The sequence below is a fragment of the Bacillus sp. ISL-7 genome (genome assembly GCF_018613065.1).
Genome location: NZ_JAGGQW010000046.1, coordinates 153350 through 171135, shown reverse-complemented (window position 1 = coordinate 171135; position 17786 = coordinate 153350). Strand labels below are relative to the sequence as shown.

Genomic DNA, 17786 nt, shown 5'->3' with positions numbered 1-17786 from the left:
TTTTTTTGTATATTATAAAAATTTTCCCAAGTTTTAAGTGGTACTAAAATTCTTATTTTTTTAATAATCAGAAAAGTATCTGTATGAAATACATAAATTGTTGTAAAATAGTGTAAAAAGGAAAGGCACGCTGGGTGGTATTATGGAATTTGGAGCTCTGATTAAATTCTATCGAACTCAAAGAGGAATGACACAAGCTGAGCTTTCCAAAGGGATTTGCTCTGTCCCGCATTTAAGTAAAATTGAGAACAATTCAAAAGAAGCAAACGAAGAAACAATTTCCCTGTTACTCAAGCGGCTAAACATAAGCCTTGAAGAGATGGAGGAAAAAGAAGAAGAAATAAAGATCTTACTAAGAAGGCTAGACGATAAGATTAATTTTTATCTAAGGGATGAAATAGAAGAAAATTATCAGAAACTAGTGAAAATAGAACACCTCATCCCATTCTCCAAATATATGTATATCTACGAGCTATATAAATTTAGATATCTTATATTTAAGGGACTTGTTGAAGATGCAGAGCATCAAAGAGCTCTTTTATATAAGCAAAAGAAAAATTTTTCCCAACATGAAGATTATTTATTTCGATACTATCATGCGATATTCTTAATGTGGAAGGGTCAATATCAAAATGCGGATGAAATTCTCGATGTTTTACATACAGAAAATAATAAGGAAGCATCAAGTGGGGAATTTCTCTATCATCGATCACTTGTAAAAAGCTCACTTGAGCAATCAGGACATGCTATCCATTTTGGTAAGATGGCCCTGCAAATATTCATGAATCAGCATAACTTCATCCGAATTCTCCACACACTTATGCTGCTCGGGATTAATTATACCCACTCCAATATATATGAGGAAGCACAGGAGTGTTTTCAGCACATAATCCGTAACGCAGAATTATTAAAGAAAGTTAAATTACTTCCCGAGATCTATCATAATATGGGCCATTTGCAATTTAAAATGAAGAATGCAAAGGAAGCTCTTTACTATTATCAAAAAAGTTTGGCCATGCAGCCAAACAAAAATCAGCACTATCTGGTCACATTACATGCGATTGGGGAGCTATACCATTCACTTAACTCCATCGAAAAAGCAAAAGACTGCTTCCAAGAAGTTAACTTACTGTCAAAAGAGCTGGGGGTTAAAAAATATAGACTCTTGGCGGACTTTTATCTCCTCCATATGGCCTCTCCTGCAAAAGCGTTTAAATATTTGGAATCTAAGGTAATTCCCTATTTTGAAGAGGAAAATGAACATAGTGATGACCTAACCTGTTTTTATAAAATGCTTGCAGATTATTACAATCAAAAGGGTATGGTTGTTGATGCAGTTACTTATTTAAATAAAATAACTTAAAGCCAAGGAGGCAATTTATATGAAAAAGTTTGTTGTCATAATGTTTTCAATCTCACTGATTGCTCTTTTTACTTCAACTAAGGATGTGAATGTGTCAACATCAAGCAGTGACGTGGCCTATTCAACTGGTGGCCCTGCATATCATCCCATTCAACCGCCAATTGGCTGATCGTTATCAAAAATCCCTGAACTGATCAGGGTTTTTTTTTTTGAGGATTGGAATGGTAATTAAAATTAAGGCAGACAATACTAGGAAAATATTATTATGAAAGAGGTGATAAAAATGAAAAAAGAAAAATCTCCAAGTGAGAAAAATGAGGGGAAATCAGTCGACGAACTTTACGGACTGGAACCGAAAATGAGTTTACAGTCAGTTAATTTCGCTCCAAGTGAAAATACACTCTTAAATGAACATTTTGAAGGGGAAGAGAAACAGTGTGATTAATGATGTCACCTTTTTACCTATTTTTAACTGATTAGGAATGAAACGTGCTTGAATTAGGGCATGCTATTGACATGTGTTTTTTATTACGGAAAAGAATGAAGGAGGAAAACATGAAATCATTTGTTGTCGGATTCCATCAAGAAGATAATGTAGATAGCATGCAGATTCAAAAACTTAGTCAAGAAGATTTTACGAAAGCCACGGAAGGTGGAACAAGGCATTTATTTGAGCTCGACACAAATATTGGTCTATTTGTGTTTTTTGATGCAGAAGATGAGGACGGGGACCTCTCTTATATGGTATTGCATTATGAGGAAGACAATGAAGACCCAGTTGGCTGCTATTCCTTCCAATTGAAGGACTTTTACGAATTTATGGCGCTATTCTTAAATGACATGGAGTTTAATGAGGAACCAGACGATGAGGACGAGGAAGAATATGGCCCGATTCATCATCTAGCCCATCTTCTGTTCCATGTAGTCGAAGAAGGAAAGGATCTCGAGGTATAACGAGGGGGCATTTTTTGAAAAAGATACTCGCTTTCCTCAATATTATGGTAGAGGACACCTAATTTAGGTGTCCTCTATTGGTTTTGATCGATATTTTTCTTTAATGGGGTAATGCAAGTGGTACATTTTTGATTTATGGGCGAATTTCTGCGTTCAATGGGCGAATCTACAGATTTAATGAGCGAATTTCGGCGTTTAATGGGCGAATTCCGGCGTTCAATGGGCGAATTTCGCAACTTTATGAGCGAATCATTTTTACCCTGTTAATAAATTTGAAATTAAAACTCACCATGGGAAACTCTTTGGAGCATAGGACCAGGATCTGTACTTTCCAAGGCATTGCAGATTACAAGATAGCAGTATTCTTTTTGCTACATCCCGTGATTTTAAGTGAGCAAATTCCCGAAACTGCTTATTTGTTATCGTCGGACCAAAAAGCAGAAAATAATCGTACAGTGCGTTAATATGTGCATCCTTTGAAAAAGTATCGCAGGCAGCACAGTACCATTTGTGGTTCTTACGGACAAGGGAATGATTAGAGTGGGTAGGACAGTGGACACCCGTTAACAGGTCACATTTCTGAATACCATATTTATTCAATACATAGCTTGTTGGAATGGTATTCTTTTTCACGAGGAGGCGGCAAAGCTTACGGAGGTCTTTAGCGGTCAGTAGCGGTTTCGGATATTGTTTTTCTAATAGGGTAATTTTGTTTAAGAAGACGTCGGCCTTACATACTCGAGGTTTAACTTTGTGAGTGTTTTTTCCTGTAACAGCATATGTTGTATAGCTATTACTAATCACCACTAAATATTCAACTGGAACTTGAGGGAAATGATGTTCAGCAAGAAGTTTCTGTAAGTATTTTTGATGTCTTTCTCCCTGAGCAATCGGATAGGGGTAACCTTTTTCATTTCCATTGTTGATTTGAATAAACTGTTCATTTTCAGTATCAAATATTAACTTTCCGGCCATGTTTTTTACATCGATTGCTATTGCAAATTCAGGTGTTAGAAGAAGGGTATCGATTTGGCAGTTGTAGTCACCATCAGGTAGGTTTAAATCGTGGAGGATCATATATTTCTGCTGTGGAAGGTCACGATAATAGTAATCGAGCGATTTCTCACCAAGGTAGCCGGCCTGCCTCCTTCCTAGCTCTTCTAAAATTTTTTGGTACTTTTGGTGACTGTAGGGGAGTCGCCGCAGTAAAGCTTCTAATATAAGCATAATTAATGGTTTTGTCCGTTCTTTTATTAGCAAAATTAACACCCCTCTCAGTTTATGAATGAATTCTAGTAGAAGTATAGAAATTCCTGCCGAATTTTATCGATTTTTGTAAAATATTTATCCGAATATATTTCAATGAGCGATTTTCGGAGTTCAATGAGCGAATCCCCGTATTTAATGGGCGAATCTACAGATTTAATGAGCGAATTTCAATGTTTAATGGGCGAATCCTGGTATTCAATCAGCGCATCCCATTTTTGCACATATCAATCCTTAAATTTGATTAAACAACTCTATAACGATACCATTATCATAATTTACAAAGGGAGGATACAAAGGATGAGCGAAATTTTTCAAAGGGGTATTGACCGTGTTTGGACGGTACAGCTCCACCAGAATAGTCCGATACATATAGCGGGAATGGTTTTGGATCCAAATCAAATGAAAGAGTCAGATCCATTTCTATTTCTAGCAGAAGATTTTTTTAAAAAAGGTACCTTTGATTTCCACCCGCATCGTGGGATTGAAACAGTGACTTATGTGATTGAGGGTAAACTTGAGCATCAGGATAATAAAGCGGGACGGGGGGAGCTTGAGCCTGGTGATGTCCAGTGGATGACAGCCGGAAAAGGCGTGATCCATATCGAAGACCCGGCTGAAGGAGAGACCGTTCATTCCTTGCAGCTATGGGTGAACCTGCCGCGTGAGCATAAAATGGCTGAACCGCGTTATCAAAATCTCCGTGCCAAAGACATGCCAGTGCGCGAAGAGGATGGGGTATTAATCAGAATCTTTTCCGGTTCATCAGGCGGCATTCAATCGACAACGAAAAATTATGTTCCGGTGACAATGGTTGAAATCAACTTACAACCAGGAGCAACCGTTACCCAGGATCTTCGGGGAGACTACAATGGCTTCATGTATGTTTTAGAAGGAAAAGGTCAGTTTGGAAAAAGTAAGACAGAGGCCGAAAAAGGCCATGTGCTTCTGCTAGGAAAAGGCGAGGAGGGACAAGACAGTGAAGTTACTATTACCGCCAGGGAATCTCTTCGCTTGTTGTTATATGCAGGAAAACCACTGAATGAGCCAATCGTTGCGAGGGGACCTTTTGTCATGAACACCGAAGAAGAAATCCGCCAGGCCTATCGCGATTATATGGACGGGAAGTTTGCAGAATAAGATTACAAAAATAAGCACTTGGGATAAAAACGCCCAAGTGCTTAACTATTATCCTTTTACCTGTTTCTTACTGACTTCTACCCGGGCATTGCCCATGAATAAGATTGTAATCGCCGCAATCGCAATGGGAATCAATGTTAGTAAAAAGGTATGTGTGATTGAATCCGACATCGCATGAACAATTTTATCTAAAATAAAATCTGGAATTTTTGAGCGTTCACTCGCTTGGAAAATTTGGCGGGGATCGCCCATTTTAAAATCTCCTGCACCCTGCATGCCTTTAAACGCATCTTTCAATTTATCCGTAAACAAATTGTTTTGCAGGCTTCCAAAGATTGTTACCCCAAGTGTCATTCCAAATGACCGTAAAAATGAGTTTGTTGAGTTGGCTGTCCCGCGGTATTGCGGCTCCAAATTGTGCATAGAAGCAGTTGGTAATAAAGAAAAGGAAAAACCAACCCCGAAGCCAACCAAAATCATATAAATCGTCAGCAAGGAACGTGCTGTATCGACAGTCAAGGTACCAAGGAAATACATGCCAAGAACGTATGAAATAATCGAAACAATCATCAAATTGCGGTAGGAGGTTTTCGTCAAGAAAATACCGCCCACCGAACTCCCTGCAACAGACCCGAGCATCATTGGTGTTAAAATCAATCCAGCATTCTTAGCCGACCCACCATAAACCGCTTGAACGAAGATCGGGATAAACACGGTTAAAATAATAAACGTACCGCCGTATAAAAAGGACAAGATTTGCGAGGTGGCAAATAAGCGCCTTTTGAAGAGCCAAAGCGGTAAAATCGGTTCAGCAGCCTTTATTTCAGCAATGAAAAAGGCCACAAAAAAGACGAAGAAGCTTGCAAACAAAGCGATGATTGGAGTAGAATCCCAAGCATATTCTTTCCCGCCTAGCTCAAGGGCAAACATTAAGCTCACCACCGAAATGACCAGTGTTATCGCCCCAAGCCAATCAACCTTTTGCTTGGAATGCTGTAATGATTCATGATAAAAACGAACAATTAAGTAAATCGATACAATACCAATTGGCACATTCACATAGAAAACCCAGTGCCAACTAATATAATCAGTTATGTAGGCCCCAAGTAATGGCCCTAAGACGCTGGATGCTCCGAAAACTGCCCCCAACAAACCGGTCATTTTCCCGCGGTTTTCAGGGGGGAAAATATCAAAAACAATCGTAAAAGCAATCGGCATCAGGGCTCCGCCGCCGATCCCCTGAATGGCACGGAAAATACTTAATTGAACGATGCTCTGGGCAATACCGCATAATGCCGAGCCAATCAGAAAGACGATGAGTCCAAAAATAAAAAAGCGTTTCCGTCCGTACATATCGGAAAGCTTACCGAAAATAGGCATTCCTGCCATTACCGCTACCATATAGGCAGAGGTGACCCATATAAATTTATCAAAGCCGCCGAGGTCTGCTACAATCGTAGCCATCGCCGTAGCTACAATGGTATTGTCCATAGCTGCCATTAAAATCGCTAACAGTAAACCAGCGACAACTGGTTTAAGATTCGTATCTTTTTTAATCATAAAATTTCCCCTTACTCTAGAAAATGATAAGTAATGAAACCGCTCCTTGTATGTTTTTAAAATATTTAGGAAGATTACCAAAGCTAATGATAATCAAGTTAAACCAATTTTAAAAGGAAGGTTTTAGACTGTCAATTTTTATGTAAAAAGCATCTTGTACTCACAATGAAGAAAAGGGACTCAACTGCTGAGTCCCTTTTCTTAAATTTAACTTACCTTTGGAAAAACTCGACTTTTTCACCATCGGGTCCTTGCACAAAGAAATTACGATATCCGTTCGGAAGTGACACGATCTCATCACTAATGAAAACTACGTTGACACCTTTTAAACGCGTGAATTCATCTTCTATATCGTCCACCAAAAAGGCAACGTGATTAACTTTCCCTTCAGTTGGAAGGTCGGGATTTCCACCATACACTAATTCTAATTCTGTTTCGTCTGACCCATTGAACCCAAGGAAGGCTAAATTTATCGTACCGTTGGCAATCGTAAATTGGTCTTTTAACTCCATCCCAACCACTTTTTGATAAAAAAGAAGTGAGGCATTAAGGTCATTTACCATTACGCCGACATGGTCCATTTTCTTTACTGCCATCTGGCTTCCCCCTTTATGTATCCTTTTTTAAGCTTTTAAAACATCATGGTCAACATAACGTACACCGTTTATTTCACTAATAACATTAATCGCCACCTTGGCACCGTCACCAGCAGTAATAATGGTATGCATACTCACACCGGCAACTGTTCCTGCTGCCCAAATGCCGTCAATATTTGTTTTTCCAGCAGCATCTACGTCAAAAATAGTCTTGATTCTTGGCTCTGTACCTGGCTTTGTTTGTAAACCCGCTGTTTCAGCTAGATCAACAGACATGCCAGTGGCAAGGATAACATGTTTAGCCTCATATTCCCCTTGATCGGTTTCAACTTTAAAACCGCTTTCAGTTTTACTGATATTTGAAACTGTAGCGTGGACAATTTCTGCACCGAATTTGCTGGCTTGTTTCTTACCAGTTTCAACTAGGTCAGGTCCAGTAATTTCTGCAACACCATAATGGTTCTCAATCCAAGCACGCTTGGTCACACTTTTATCATTATCAATAACCAATGTTTTCTTACCAGCTTTAGCTGTAAATAGGGCTGCACTTGCCCCTGTAGGCCCAGCACCAACAATTAATACGTCAAACATATCAATAACCTCCATTTTTTAAAAAATTAAAGCTAGATTAAGCTTAGCGTAAATAGAAACTTATGTAAAATCAACTGCCCATACTAGAAAATATTTCTTAATGGGCAGACCGTCAAACAACGATTAGTGCTAGCAGCAAAATAAAAAGAACCATCATTTCCTGCTTAGGATTGATGGTTCCTTTAGTTAAATTATTCATTTTTAAAAGGGTATAGCAAGTATTAAGAGTTAACGTTATTTAACTCTGTTTTATGTTCCTTAAGCGATGCTTGTTTTCGCGTATGAAGAAAGTAATAAAGAACAATACCGAAAAGAATATAGAATGAACATAAGAAGTATAGCGAGCTATAATCTATTTTTGCGGCCGCTAAGCCTAAAAGAAACGAGCCCAATGCAATCCCAATATCATAGATTGATAGGAAAGTAGCTGTAGCTAACCCTCGTTTTCTAGGCGCAGCATCTTGAATGGCGATGGTTTGAAAGGTTGGAAAAAGTGTTCCCCAGCCTAAACCAATCATTCCTGCTGAAAGGAGAAAGCTGAGTGCGCTGCCGCTTTGACTTAAAATAAACATCCCAATGGCAAACAATGCGATGGATGGATAGACAATCACATTGGGACCATGCTGGTCTAACCATTTTCCAGTAAAAGGTCTTGAAATCAATAAAACAATCGCATAGACGACAAAGAATAGACTAGAAATCTCAGTAAGGTGTATTTCAGTGGCAAATACAGATACGAAAGAAAGAAGCGCTGAATAAACGATGGCAAGAAAGCAGCCGACAATTGCGATAGGAATGGCGGAAACTTCGAAAAAATTTCGAAATGAAAACGCAGAATGGACGACCATGTGGTCTGCTTGCCCCATTTCTTTAACCTTTACGCTTAAACCTGTAATCAGGGCCCCAATCGCGACAATGACACTGACGATAAACAGGGTTTTTGCACCCCATTGCTGAATGGCCGTTAAGCCGATAAATGGCCCTAGCACCATAGCCATATTCGTCGACATAATGAAATAGCCCATGCCTTCACCACGGCGTGAAGTCGGAATGAGATCCGCCACGATTGCCCCTGCAGCGGTTGTTGCCATGCCAAAACCAATTCCATGTAATAACCGAATGAAAAGAAAACCAATGATTGTTTTTGGAAAAAAGTATAACAGGGAGGCGCCTGAGAAAATTATCAGTGCGGTAAGCAGCACCTTTTGGTGACCAGCTTTTTCAAGACATTGACCAGCCAGAGGACGGGAGATAATCGCTGAAAATAAAAAGACCGTTGTCATCAATCCCGCTTTTGATGCATTGCTATGGAACTCCTGTATCGCATAAATAGGAAGTGTGACGAGTAAAACATAAAAGGTTAAAAATAGAAAGAAGTTACTTAAAGAAATACTTATAAAACTTTTCGTCCATAATTTAGGTTTATTCATATGATCCGCTCCTTTTATAAAAGCTTTTGCAACCAGCTTTTTTGCAAATTTAAAAGCTCTTCCTGTGATGTTTCTGGAAAATGCTTCAGTATTAACTGATTCGTTTCAAAGACTCTTCTTTCCCATTCGGGGAACATCTTTAACGCCACATCTGTTAATTGAATCAGTTTCTCACGTTTGTCTTTACCGGGGGCCTGAATTACGTATCCTTGCTTAACAAGCCGTTGAATGGTACGGGTCATTGGAGGTGCCTCAACAAATAAGTAATCACAAAGTTCTTTTTGGCTTAAAGAGCCTTTGGTTTTTAAAACAAAAATAACAGACCATTGTGACCCGTATAACCCTAATGGTTTTAATGCTTCATTGAGTGTATTGGTAAGATGGCGTGATAACTGATGCAGCGTATGGAATAATTCATGGCTATTCATTTATGTAGGTCACCTCAAAAATCACTAATTAGTTACCTAGGTAACTATAGTGGATTTGTTGGAATATGTCAAGAAAGGTCCACAGATTTAAGGCTGTAAATCCGGTTCGCGGAATTAAATACCAAGTTCGCGGAATTATGTTGGTTTGGCGGAATTCCACACAACATTGGCGGAATTCAATCCGTTTTTCGCGGAATAACGACAAGAGGTGCTCACGGAAAAAGAAAAATTCCGCGGAATGACGAACTTCCGCGGAATCTCATATAAAAACCTTATCTTAACACATTAAAATATCTAGCTTCCGGATGGGCAAATACGATGGCAGAAACAGATGCTTCTGGCTCCATCATACAGCCCTCTGTTAATTGGATGCCGATCTCCTCCGGTTGAATCAACTTAAACAGCTTCTTTTGATCTTCTAGTTCTGGACACGCTGGGTAGCCAAACGAGAAACGCTGTCCTTGATATTTAGCGGAAAACCTGTCTTGCATTGTAAAATCCAGTGGATCTGGGAAGCCCCAACGGTCACGCATTTGGCGGTGAATTAATTCAGCGAAGCCTTCCGCCGTTTCAAGTGCCAATGATTGAAGTGCATGGCACTCCAAAAAGCGTCCTTCCGCTTTAAATTGTTCTGCCTTTTCACGAATTCCTCTACCAGCCGTGACGGTGAAGAAGCCGACATAGTCCTTTTCTCCGCTATCAACTGACTTTAGAAAATCAGCTAAGCAAAGACCTGGTGCTGATTCCTGACGTGGGAAGTCGAAGGTTTCCAAAATTTGATCAGGATTTTCCGGATGATAAATAATGACCTTATTCCCATCGGATTGTGCTGGGAAAAATTGATAAACAGCGGCAGGCGTAATCCAATTGTTTGCACTAGCATTTGCTAGTAATTGATCCACCACTTCTTTTACCTTAACAGCCTTTTCATCCTTTTCAGCTAGCAACTTCGCGATTTTCCCTTTTACACCGAGATGGTGGCCAATCAACATTTGCATATTGATATAGGGCTCGATATGAGAAAGTGAATACGATTTAAGGATATGTCGCTTTGTATCCATTGGCGTAAATACAGGAGCCTTTGTCGATACCGCTGGCTTCGGTTTTACGGCAACGGAAACAGTGGATGGACGTTCATACTCCCTCGGCACATTTAAAGAGGCTAGCTTTTCATTTTTCTCAAGCATTAATTTCTGAACTTCCTCTTCCGAATTCAATTGATTCGCAAGGGCTAAACCATTCATTGCATCCTTTGCATAAAGGACAAGGCCGTCATATTCTTTGGAAATCTTCGTATCTGTGAATTTCCGTGAAAGCGCCGCACCGCCAACAAGGATAGGTACTGCAATACCAGATTCTTTCATATCCTGTGCTGTTAACACCATTTGCTGCGCAGATTTCACCAGCAAACCCGATAAACCAACCATGTCTGGTTTTTCTCTAAGAATGGCTTGAACCAAGTCAGTTGGATTCACCTTAATCCCAAGGTCGATTACTTCATAGCCATTATTGCTGAGAATAATATCGACGAGGTTTTTACCGATATCATGCACATCGCCTTTTACGGTAGCTAAAATGATTTTCCCTTTTGTAGCAGAAACATCGCCTTTTTCCATATGAGGTTCTAAATGCGAAACGGCTGCTTTCATTACTTCAGCACTCTGGAGAACCTCAGCAACGATGAGCTGGTTATCGTTAAAGAGTCGGCCAACCTCTTTCATCCCGTCCATTAATGGTCCATTAATAATATCAAGCGGAGCTGGATAAGTTTCAAGGGCTAGGTCTAAATCTGGAAGCAAGCCTTCTTTTGTACCTTCAACCACATAATAGGCGAGTCTCTCTTCTAAGGTCATATTTGGAACAGTTGTTTTCGGTTCTTTCTTTTTGCCGCGGTAAAATTCAGTGAATGTAGCGAGAGACTCATCTGTTGTATCAAACAAGAGGTCCTCCGCTAATTGAACTTCTTCTTTTGAAATAGATGCAAACCGTTCTAGTTTTTCTGTATTAACAATAGCATAATCAAGTCCAGCCTGGGTGCAATGGTAAAGGAAGACAGAGTTTAGAACTTCTCTACCGACTGGAGGCAATCCGAAAGATACATTACTAATTCCAAGAATTGTTTGTACTTCCGGGAGTTGCTCCTTGATTAACCGGATGCCTTCTACTGTAGCCTTGGCGGAACCAATATATTGTTCATCACCTGTACCTACTGGAAAAACGAGCGGATCAAAAATGAGATCCTGCGGCTTCAGATGATATTTGTTCACTAATAAATCATGTGACCTTTTGGCAATTTTTAGCTTTTGCTGCGCAGTTACTCCCATGCCTTCCTCATCAATGGTGCCTACAACGACAGCAGCACCATAGCGATGGATTAATGGGACAACTGCTTCAAATCGTTCTTCACCATCTTCAAGGTTAATCGAATTGATAATTGCTTTTCCTTGTGAATATTTAAGTGCTCTCTCGATGACCTTTTCGTCGGTTGAATCGATCACAAGGGGAGCCTTTACTTTCTTGACGACTTCTTTAATGAAGTTTTCCATATCAACCATTTCTTCACGGTCAGGGTCGGCGAGGCAAAGATCAATTACATGCGCGCCGCCTTTGACTTGGGCTCGTGCAATCTCTGACGCTTCCTCAAATTTCCCTTCGGTGATTAACCGTTTGAATTTGCGAGAGCCAATGACATTGGTCCGTTCGCCGACCATAATCGGTCTTAACGTCGGATCGTCATAGATGAATGGCTCGATACCCGAAACCATATGAACAGTAGATGTTTTGACTTCCCTTGGTTGATATTGTTTCATTGCCTCGGCAATAGCCTTAATGTGGTCTGGCGTGGTACCACAGCAGCCGCCAACAATATTAAGCCAGCCATGGGCGGCAAAATCAGACAGCTTTTTGGCTAAAGTCTCTGGTGTTTCATGATAATGACCTTCTTCATCAGGCAAACCTGCATTTGGATAACAGCTGACTGCCGTCGACGCCAGATTTGCTAATGAGCGGACATGGTCCTGCATGAATTCTGGCCCTGTTGCACAGTTAAGTCCCACAGCAACGGGATTCATATGTTCAACGGAAATAAAAAACGATTCAATTGACTGCCCTGCGAGCGTTGTACCCATTGGCTCGATCGTCCCTGAAATAAAAAGCGGCAGAGTTTTACCGGTTTTTTCAAACGCCCTTTCAATCCCAACAAATCCTGCTTTTACATTCAGCATATCTTGACTTGTTTCTAGGAGGAGTAAATCCACACCGCCATCAATTAAGCCGATTGCTTGTTCTTCATAGGATGCTGCAAGTTCATCGAAGGTCGTGCCGCCTGTTACACTTAATGTTTTTGTGGTCGGGCCCATCGAGCCTGCCACATAGCGCGGCCATTCATCGGTTGTAAGTTTGTAGGCTTCTTTAACGGCAAGAAAGGCAGCGATTTTATTAATCTCATAGGCTTTAAACCCTAAATCATATTCATCCAGAACAAGGCTGGTCGCCCCAAATGTATTGGTTTCAATAATATCTGCCCCAGCCTCTAGGTATTCACGATGAATATTGGCAATGACAGAGGGGGCGGTTAACACTAGGTTTTCGTTACAGCCTTCATACTGCTCGCCGCCAAAATCTTCCGCTGTAAGATTTGCTTCCTGGATCATTGTACCCATTGCCCCGTCCATCACGAGGATTCGTTTTTTGAGTTGTTCAGTAAATGGTGTTTTCGGCATAGGTGCTCCTCCTCAATTCACTAGCACGCTGACGGGTATATAACGCCAATTCAGCAGTTAATTCATAGCGTAAAAATGGTGTAATTAAATAAATACCGTTAAATAAATCTAAAGCTGTATCAATTAGTGACTTGGTAATGGCAATTCCTTCACTAGCTGCCTGAATCGGATCATCACCCAACTGGGCCATCCGGGTGCGAATAGAATCCGCAATTTTGATTCCAGGTACCTCATTATGGAGGAACTCAGCGTTCTTGCTGCTAATTAGTGGCATTAAGCCAATATAGATTGGTGCATCAAGATGCTTTGTATGTTCATAAACTTCGAGTAATTTTTCCTCTGAAAAAACCGGTTGGGAGATAAAGTAATCTGCCCCATAATGAACTTTTTTTTCAAGTCTCTTCACGGCTTTCTCCAGTGAGCGGACATTGGGATTAAAGGCTGCCGCAATGCTAAAGTCTGTCTTTTGCCCCAGATCTTTCCCTGAAAAAGACAACCCTTCATTCAACTGCTTAATCATTTGAATAAGTTCAAAGGAGGAGACATCGTAAACAGATGATGCACCTGGAAAATCGCCTACTCTTGCAGGATCACCGGTAATAGCAAGAACATCATTCATCCCAAGCGTATGCAGACCCATTAAATGCGATTGCAAGCCGATAATATTGCGGTCACGGCACGCAATATGAATGAGCGGACGCATTCCTAATTCCTGTTTCACTAAATAGCCCAGCGATTCGTTGGAAATTCGGACCGTTGCTAGTGAATTATCAGCTAAGGTAATCGAATCGATTCCCGCTTCTTTTAAGGCTTTAGCTCCTTGGAAAAACTTTGTTGTATCTAGTTTTCTAGGTGGATCTAATTCAACGATTACCGATGGTCTCTCTTTCACGAGTTCCTGCAGGGGAGTAAACTCCCTTTTTGGCGCAAGAGATTCAACGATTATCTTCTTTGGCTCTAATTTTACTACTTTTTCAGTAATTGGAACACTATTCTTTAGTTCAGAAGCATAGGCTTTGATATGTTCAGGTGTGGTACCACAGCAGCCCCCAAGCAACCGAATCCCTTGATTTCGGAACGCTTTAGCTGAGTTCCGAAAATAATCTGGATCCCCTTCATAATGAAACTTTCCGTCTGTATAAGTTGGAAGGCTGGCATTTGGATAGGCAGAAAGATAGGCATGCTTCGGAATTTCAATCTGTTCAAGTGCTAGCAGCATATGATGGGGGCCTAGTCGGCAATTAAGACCAACGACATCCGCCCCAAGTCCTTCAAGTCTTTTTAAGGCGTCATTTACTGGCGTCCGATCCTGTAAAAATCCAGGCTCTTGAAGGGAAACTTGTGCAATAATCGGAATCTTCGTTTCCTTCCTAGCAATGGTTAGAATGGTTTCAAGTTCTTCTAGGTCGTAAAAGGTTTCAAGTAATATTCCATCCACCCCTTCGAGAAGGAGGCAATAAAGCTGTTCACGAAAGCTTCGTTTTATTTCTTCTATTGTAATAGAGTTCGTTTTAATCCCGCGGTTTCCACCCATTGTTCCAAGCACATAAGCGTTATTTTGAGCTGCCTGTTTGGCGTGACGGACTGCGGCACTATTAATCTCTTTAACTGAATCTTCTAATCCATAGCGCTGCAATTTTAAATAGTTAGCAGCATAGGAATTGGTTTGGATGACATCCGCTCCGGCGTCAATGTATGCATGATGGATATTTTGGATTTGTTCCGGCTGGGATAAATTCAACTCCTCAGAGCATGAATCGACTCCGTAGGAATAAAGCAGTGTACCCATCGCTCCATCAGCTATTAAAATTTGATTTTTTAATTTTTCTAAAAGGCTCATGATGTTTCTCCTCGTTGAAAGACCAACTGACTTTGTTCAACCTGCTTAAATGCCTGTGAAAAATCCTTCATTAAATCATCAGGATTTTCAAGTCCGACCGATAATCGAACAAGACTATTTGTAATCCCGCGCTTCTCTCGCTCTTCTTGAGGCATGGCTGCATGGGACATTTTTGCTGGATAGGATAGAATCGATTCTACCGCTCCGAGACTGACAGCAAATACAGGAATTTTTACATTGGCAAGAAAGGTGCGAAGTGCATCTTCATTAGCCAATTCAAACGATAAGACCGCTCCTGGACCAGCTGCTTGCGCTTTTTGAATTTGATATTGTGGGTGACTTTCCAACCCTGGGTAATGAACCTTTTCAACAAGCGGATGAGCATCTAAAAATTCCGCTAGTTTAATAGCCGATTTTTGTGATTGTTCTAGTCGGACGTGCAGCGTTTTGATCCCTCTTAAAACGAGCCATGCATCTTGAACACCTAAGATCGCCCCAAACCCATTTTGCAAAAAGCCTAATCTTTTCGCCAAGTCTTCGTCTTTGACGACAGCAAGTCCGGCAACGACATCACTATGGCCCGATAAAAATTTCGTCGCACTATGGAGCACGACATCGGCTCCTAACTCCAATGGCCGTTGGTGGGAAGGGGTAAGGAAGGTGTTATCGACAAATGTTAACGCGCCCGTTTCCTTAGCTAAATTGCTAATTGCCTTAATGTCAGTCACTTTCATTAATGGATTCGATGGTGTTTCGACATAAAATGCTTTTGTATTTGCCTGAATGGCTTGTTTTACTTCATTTAAATTCGTCATATCGACGAAGGTATGTTCAATTCCGAGCCGCGTGAGGACCTCTGTGACCATCCGAAATGTACCGCCGTAGACATCTTCCGTAATGACAATATGATCACCTGCAGATAGCAGGAGAAATGCCGTCGATATGGCGGCCATACCGGATGCAAAGGCAAAGCCTTTTAACCCGCCTTCAAGTTCAGCAATGACATTTTCAAGTGCTTCCCTTGTCGGATTTAAACTGCGGCCATAATCGTACTTGCCAAACTGATCGAAATCAGATTGGTGAAAAGTGGATGCATGCTGTATGGGTACACTAACCGCTCCTGTTGTAGGATCAATTTTGTGCTTATTATGAAGGAGCCTGGTTTCAAATGTGTATTCTTCGTGTGCCATTATGCAATCACTCCTTCTTGAACATGGGCAAAAGCTTTTTCCAAATCTTGAATTATATCTTGTGAATCCTCAAGTCCAACGGAGAAACGCAATAAACGATTGCAGACGCCGGATTGAATTCGGATTTCTTCAGGAATATCGGCATGAGTTTGTGTTGCCGGATAGGTAATAAAACTTTCTGTACCACCTAAACTTTCCGCAAAACTGATTAGCCCTAACCCTTGTAAAAATGGATTAACCCATGTTTCGTCTTTTATCCTAAAGGAAACCATTCCGCCTCGACCCGGATAGAGGACATCTGTGACAGCATCATGCTGGGAAAGAAATTCGACGATATTCTTTGCATTTTTTTCATGTCTCTCCATTCGAAGGGATAATGTTTTCATACCGCGCATTAATAGCCAAGAATCGAATGGACTTAAAACCGCACCGGCACCGTTATGATGAAAGGCTAATGCTTCACAAAGCTCTTTCCCCTTTGCGACTACAAGACCGGCAAGGACATCATTATGTCCTCCTAGGTATTTCGTTGCACTGTGGATGACAATGTCCGCGCCAAGGGTAATCGGCTGTTGTAATAATGGAGTATAGAAAGTGTTGTCCACTATTAATAATAATCCGTGCTGTTTTGCAATTTTTGAAACAGCGGCAATATCGGATTCCTGCATAAGTGGATTGGTTGGTGTCTCAAGGAAGATGGCCTTTGTTTGAGGCGTAATTTTCTTTTCAATCTCTTCCGGACAACAGGTATTCACATATTGAGTAGTTAAGCCCCATTTTTTATAGCCCTTTTCTAATAGGCGGTAGGTACCTCCATATAAATCTTCACTAACGATCCATTCGTCTCCAGATTCAAATAGAGCAAGGATAAGTTGAATAGCAGCCATACCTGAACTGCATGCAAATCCCTGATCAGCACTCTCTAAATCAGCGATTGTTTTCTCAAGGAGCTGACGCGTTGGGTTTCCTGTTCTCGTATAGTCAAATCCAGTTGATTGGCCAATTCCCTCATGGCGGAAAGCTGTTGAAAAGTATACAGGCGGATTAACCGTTCCTGTAGTTGTTTCACTTCGGTTGCCTATTTGTGCAAGTTTCGTATCAATTTTGTACATGAATACCACTCCTCTTTTTTAACAAAATATTAATCTATATTAGCTGAACGTATAAATACAACTTAGCTCTGTCTTATTACAACAGCTCACTAGTCAGCTGATTTCCCCTTTATAAAAACAAAAAAGTCTTCTATAAGAAGAAGACTTTTGTCGGCACGACCACAATGTCATTCTTCTTATCTTGCAAATTAGCAACTAATTTGCAGGACTTAGCACCTTTTCAATGAATGAAGCCATTGATGGTTGCTGAGGCGTCGCAGGGCCATTCCCTCAACCTCTCTTGATAAGAAAATCAATATTTAGATTATTTATAAAATTTACTACATATTAGTGATGATGTCAATTCGTTTTTAAATTTAGCCATGTTTAAAAGGATCCAGGAGTTAAATTCCAGAAAAAACAAAAAATATAATTTGTTAACTGAAAGTTGTTGACAGTGATAGGTTTAGAAGATATTATTAATTCATTGAACGTTCTCGATAGAGAACCACGATGGAATAATACATAGGTAATAAGTTTTATAAATCATTAGATTTTGTACTTAATATTAATAAAATGAAATATTTACAAGGGACTTTTGATTCGGATAAGATT

15 protein-coding genes and 1 riboswitch are annotated in these 17786 nt (G+C 40.5%); of the genes, 5 read left to right on the top strand and 10 right to left on the bottom strand.

Annotated elements, in window-relative coordinates:
- Window positions 1-142: 142 nt before the first annotated feature.
- The 4 genes from J7E66_RS18815 (at window position 143) to J7E66_RS18800 (ending at window position 2317) form a co-directional block, all read left to right on the top strand.
- Window positions 143-1363 carry a tetratricopeptide repeat protein gene (locus tag J7E66_RS18815; protein WP_215002627.1) on the top strand — a complete coding sequence of 407 codons (1221 nt, stop codon included), beginning with the start codon at window positions 143-145 and terminating at the stop codon, window positions 1361-1363.
- Window positions 1364-1382: 19 nt separating this feature from the next.
- Window positions 1383-1532, top strand: a complete 150-nt coding sequence (locus J7E66_RS18810) for a hypothetical protein (RefSeq protein ID WP_215002625.1) — start codon at window positions 1383-1385, stop codon at window positions 1530-1532.
- 114 nt (window positions 1533-1646) lie between these two features.
- A complete protein-coding gene (locus tag J7E66_RS18805) occupies window positions 1647-1808 on the top strand; it encodes a hypothetical protein (protein WP_179195941.1) in 162 nt (53 codons plus the stop codon).
- A gap of 110 nt (window positions 1809-1918) precedes the next feature.
- Complete coding sequence (locus tag J7E66_RS18800; protein ID WP_098930793.1) at window positions 1919-2317, top strand: cytosolic protein; 399 nt, start codon at window positions 1919-1921, stop codon at window positions 2315-2317.
- Window positions 2318-2602: 285 nt separating this feature from the next.
- Here the strand turns inward: J7E66_RS18800 and J7E66_RS18795 are convergent, their stop codons facing one another.
- Entirely contained in the window at window positions 2603-3577 is a 975-nt protein-coding gene (locus J7E66_RS18795) for a nuclease-related domain-containing protein (RefSeq protein WP_215002623.1), read from the bottom strand.
- Window positions 3578-3883: 306 nt separating this feature from the next.
- On the opposite strand from J7E66_RS18795, the gene J7E66_RS18790 reads away from it, so the two are divergent.
- Window positions 3884-4723, top strand: coding sequence for a pirin family protein (locus J7E66_RS18790; RefSeq protein ID WP_215002621.1), 840 nt, complete (start codon window positions 3884-3886; stop codon window positions 4721-4723).
- Window positions 4724-4771: 48 nt separating this feature from the next.
- Here J7E66_RS18790 and J7E66_RS18785 read toward each other — a convergent pair whose 3' ends face one another.
- The 9 genes from J7E66_RS18785 to J7E66_RS18745 form a co-directional block, all read right to left on the bottom strand.
- A complete protein-coding gene (locus J7E66_RS18785; protein WP_215002619.1) occupies window positions 4772-6283 on the bottom strand; it encodes an MDR family MFS transporter in 1512 nt (503 codons plus the stop codon).
- 212 nt (window positions 6284-6495) lie between these two features.
- Window positions 6496-6879 carry a VOC family protein gene (locus J7E66_RS18780; RefSeq protein WP_215002617.1) on the bottom strand — a complete coding sequence of 128 codons (384 nt, stop codon included), beginning with the start codon at window positions 6877-6879 and terminating at the stop codon, window positions 6496-6498.
- Window positions 6880-6906: 27 nt separating this feature from the next.
- Window positions 6907-7470: an NAD(P)/FAD-dependent oxidoreductase gene (locus J7E66_RS18775; protein WP_215002615.1), complete on the bottom strand. Its 564-nt coding sequence runs from the start codon at window positions 7468-7470 to the stop codon at window positions 6907-6909.
- Window positions 7471-7691: 221 nt separating this feature from the next.
- Window positions 7692-8900 carry an MFS transporter gene (locus J7E66_RS18770; protein ID WP_215002613.1) on the bottom strand — a complete coding sequence of 403 codons (1209 nt, stop codon included), beginning with the start codon at window positions 8898-8900 and terminating at the stop codon, window positions 7692-7694.
- Window positions 8901-8914: 14 nt separating this feature from the next.
- Window positions 8915-9328 (bottom strand): MarR family winged helix-turn-helix transcriptional regulator, encoded by a 414-nt coding sequence (locus J7E66_RS18765; protein ID WP_215002611.1) that lies wholly within the window; start codon window positions 9326-9328, stop codon window positions 8915-8917.
- 272 nt (window positions 9329-9600) lie between these two features.
- Window positions 9601-13050 (bottom strand): methionine synthase, encoded by a 3450-nt coding sequence (metH, locus tag J7E66_RS18760; protein WP_215002609.1) that lies wholly within the window; start codon window positions 13048-13050, stop codon window positions 9601-9603.
- Entirely contained in the window at window positions 13028-14890 is a 1863-nt protein-coding gene (locus J7E66_RS18755; protein WP_215002607.1) for a bifunctional homocysteine S-methyltransferase/methylenetetrahydrofolate reductase, read from the bottom strand. The genes metH and J7E66_RS18755 overlap by 23 nt, the downstream gene beginning before the upstream one ends.
- Window positions 14887-16080: a cystathionine beta-lyase gene (gene metC / locus J7E66_RS18750; RefSeq protein ID WP_215002605.1), complete on the bottom strand. Its 1194-nt coding sequence runs from the start codon at window positions 16078-16080 to the stop codon at window positions 14887-14889. Before metC ends, J7E66_RS18755 begins: the two co-directional genes overlap by 4 nt.
- Window positions 16080-17192 carry a methionine biosynthesis PLP-dependent protein gene (locus J7E66_RS18745; protein WP_215002603.1) on the bottom strand — a complete coding sequence of 371 codons (1113 nt, stop codon included), beginning with the start codon at window positions 17190-17192 and terminating at the stop codon, window positions 16080-16082. Before J7E66_RS18745 ends, metC begins: the two co-directional genes overlap by 1 nt.
- Before the next feature lie 173 nt (window positions 17193-17365).
- Window positions 17366-17482, bottom strand: a riboswitch (SAM riboswitch).
- Between the last annotated feature and the right edge of the window lie 304 nt (window positions 17483-17786).

Excerpts from the sequence above, each read along its gene's own strand:
- J7E66_RS18770 (WP_215002613.1), bottom strand. The coding sequence starts at position 8,900 with ATGAATAAACCTAAATTATGGACGAAAAGTTTTATAAGTATTTCTTTA.
- J7E66_RS18810 (WP_215002625.1), top strand. The coding sequence starts at position 1,383 with ATGAAAAAGTTTGTTGTCATAATGTTTTCAATCTCACTGATTGCTCTT.
- metH (WP_215002609.1), bottom strand. The coding sequence starts at position 13,050 with ATGCCGAAAACACCATTTACTGAACAACTCAAAAAACGAATCCTCGTG.
- J7E66_RS18790 (WP_215002621.1), top strand. The coding sequence starts at position 3,884 with ATGAGCGAAATTTTTCAAAGGGGTATTGACCGTGTTTGGACGGTACAG.
- J7E66_RS18800 (WP_098930793.1), top strand. The coding sequence starts at position 1,919 with ATGAAATCATTTGTTGTCGGATTCCATCAAGAAGATAATGTAGATAGC.
- J7E66_RS18780 (WP_215002617.1), bottom strand. The coding sequence starts at position 6,879 with ATGGCAGTAAAGAAAATGGACCATGTCGGCGTAATGGTAAATGACCTT.
- J7E66_RS18805 (WP_179195941.1), top strand. The coding sequence starts at position 1,647 with ATGAAAAAAGAAAAATCTCCAAGTGAGAAAAATGAGGGGAAATCAGTC.
- J7E66_RS18765 (WP_215002611.1), bottom strand. The coding sequence starts at position 9,328 with ATGAATAGCCATGAATTATTCCATACGCTGCATCAGTTATCACGCCAT.
- J7E66_RS18755 (WP_215002607.1), bottom strand. The coding sequence starts at position 14,890 with ATGAGCCTTTTAGAAAAATTAAAAAATCAAATTTTAATAGCTGATGGA.
- J7E66_RS18775 (WP_215002615.1), bottom strand. The coding sequence starts at position 7,470 with ATGTTTGACGTATTAATTGTTGGTGCTGGGCCTACAGGGGCAAGTGCA.
- J7E66_RS18815 (WP_215002627.1), top strand. The coding sequence starts at position 143 with ATGGAATTTGGAGCTCTGATTAAATTCTATCGAACTCAAAGAGGAATG.
- J7E66_RS18745 (WP_215002603.1), bottom strand. The coding sequence starts at position 17,192 with ATGTACAAAATTGATACGAAACTTGCACAAATAGGCAACCGAAGTGAA.
- J7E66_RS18785 (WP_215002619.1), bottom strand. The coding sequence starts at position 6,283 with ATGATTAAAAAAGATACGAATCTTAAACCAGTTGTCGCTGGTTTACTG.
- metC (WP_215002605.1), bottom strand. The coding sequence starts at position 16,080 with ATGGCACACGAAGAATACACATTTGAAACCAGGCTCCTTCATAATAAG.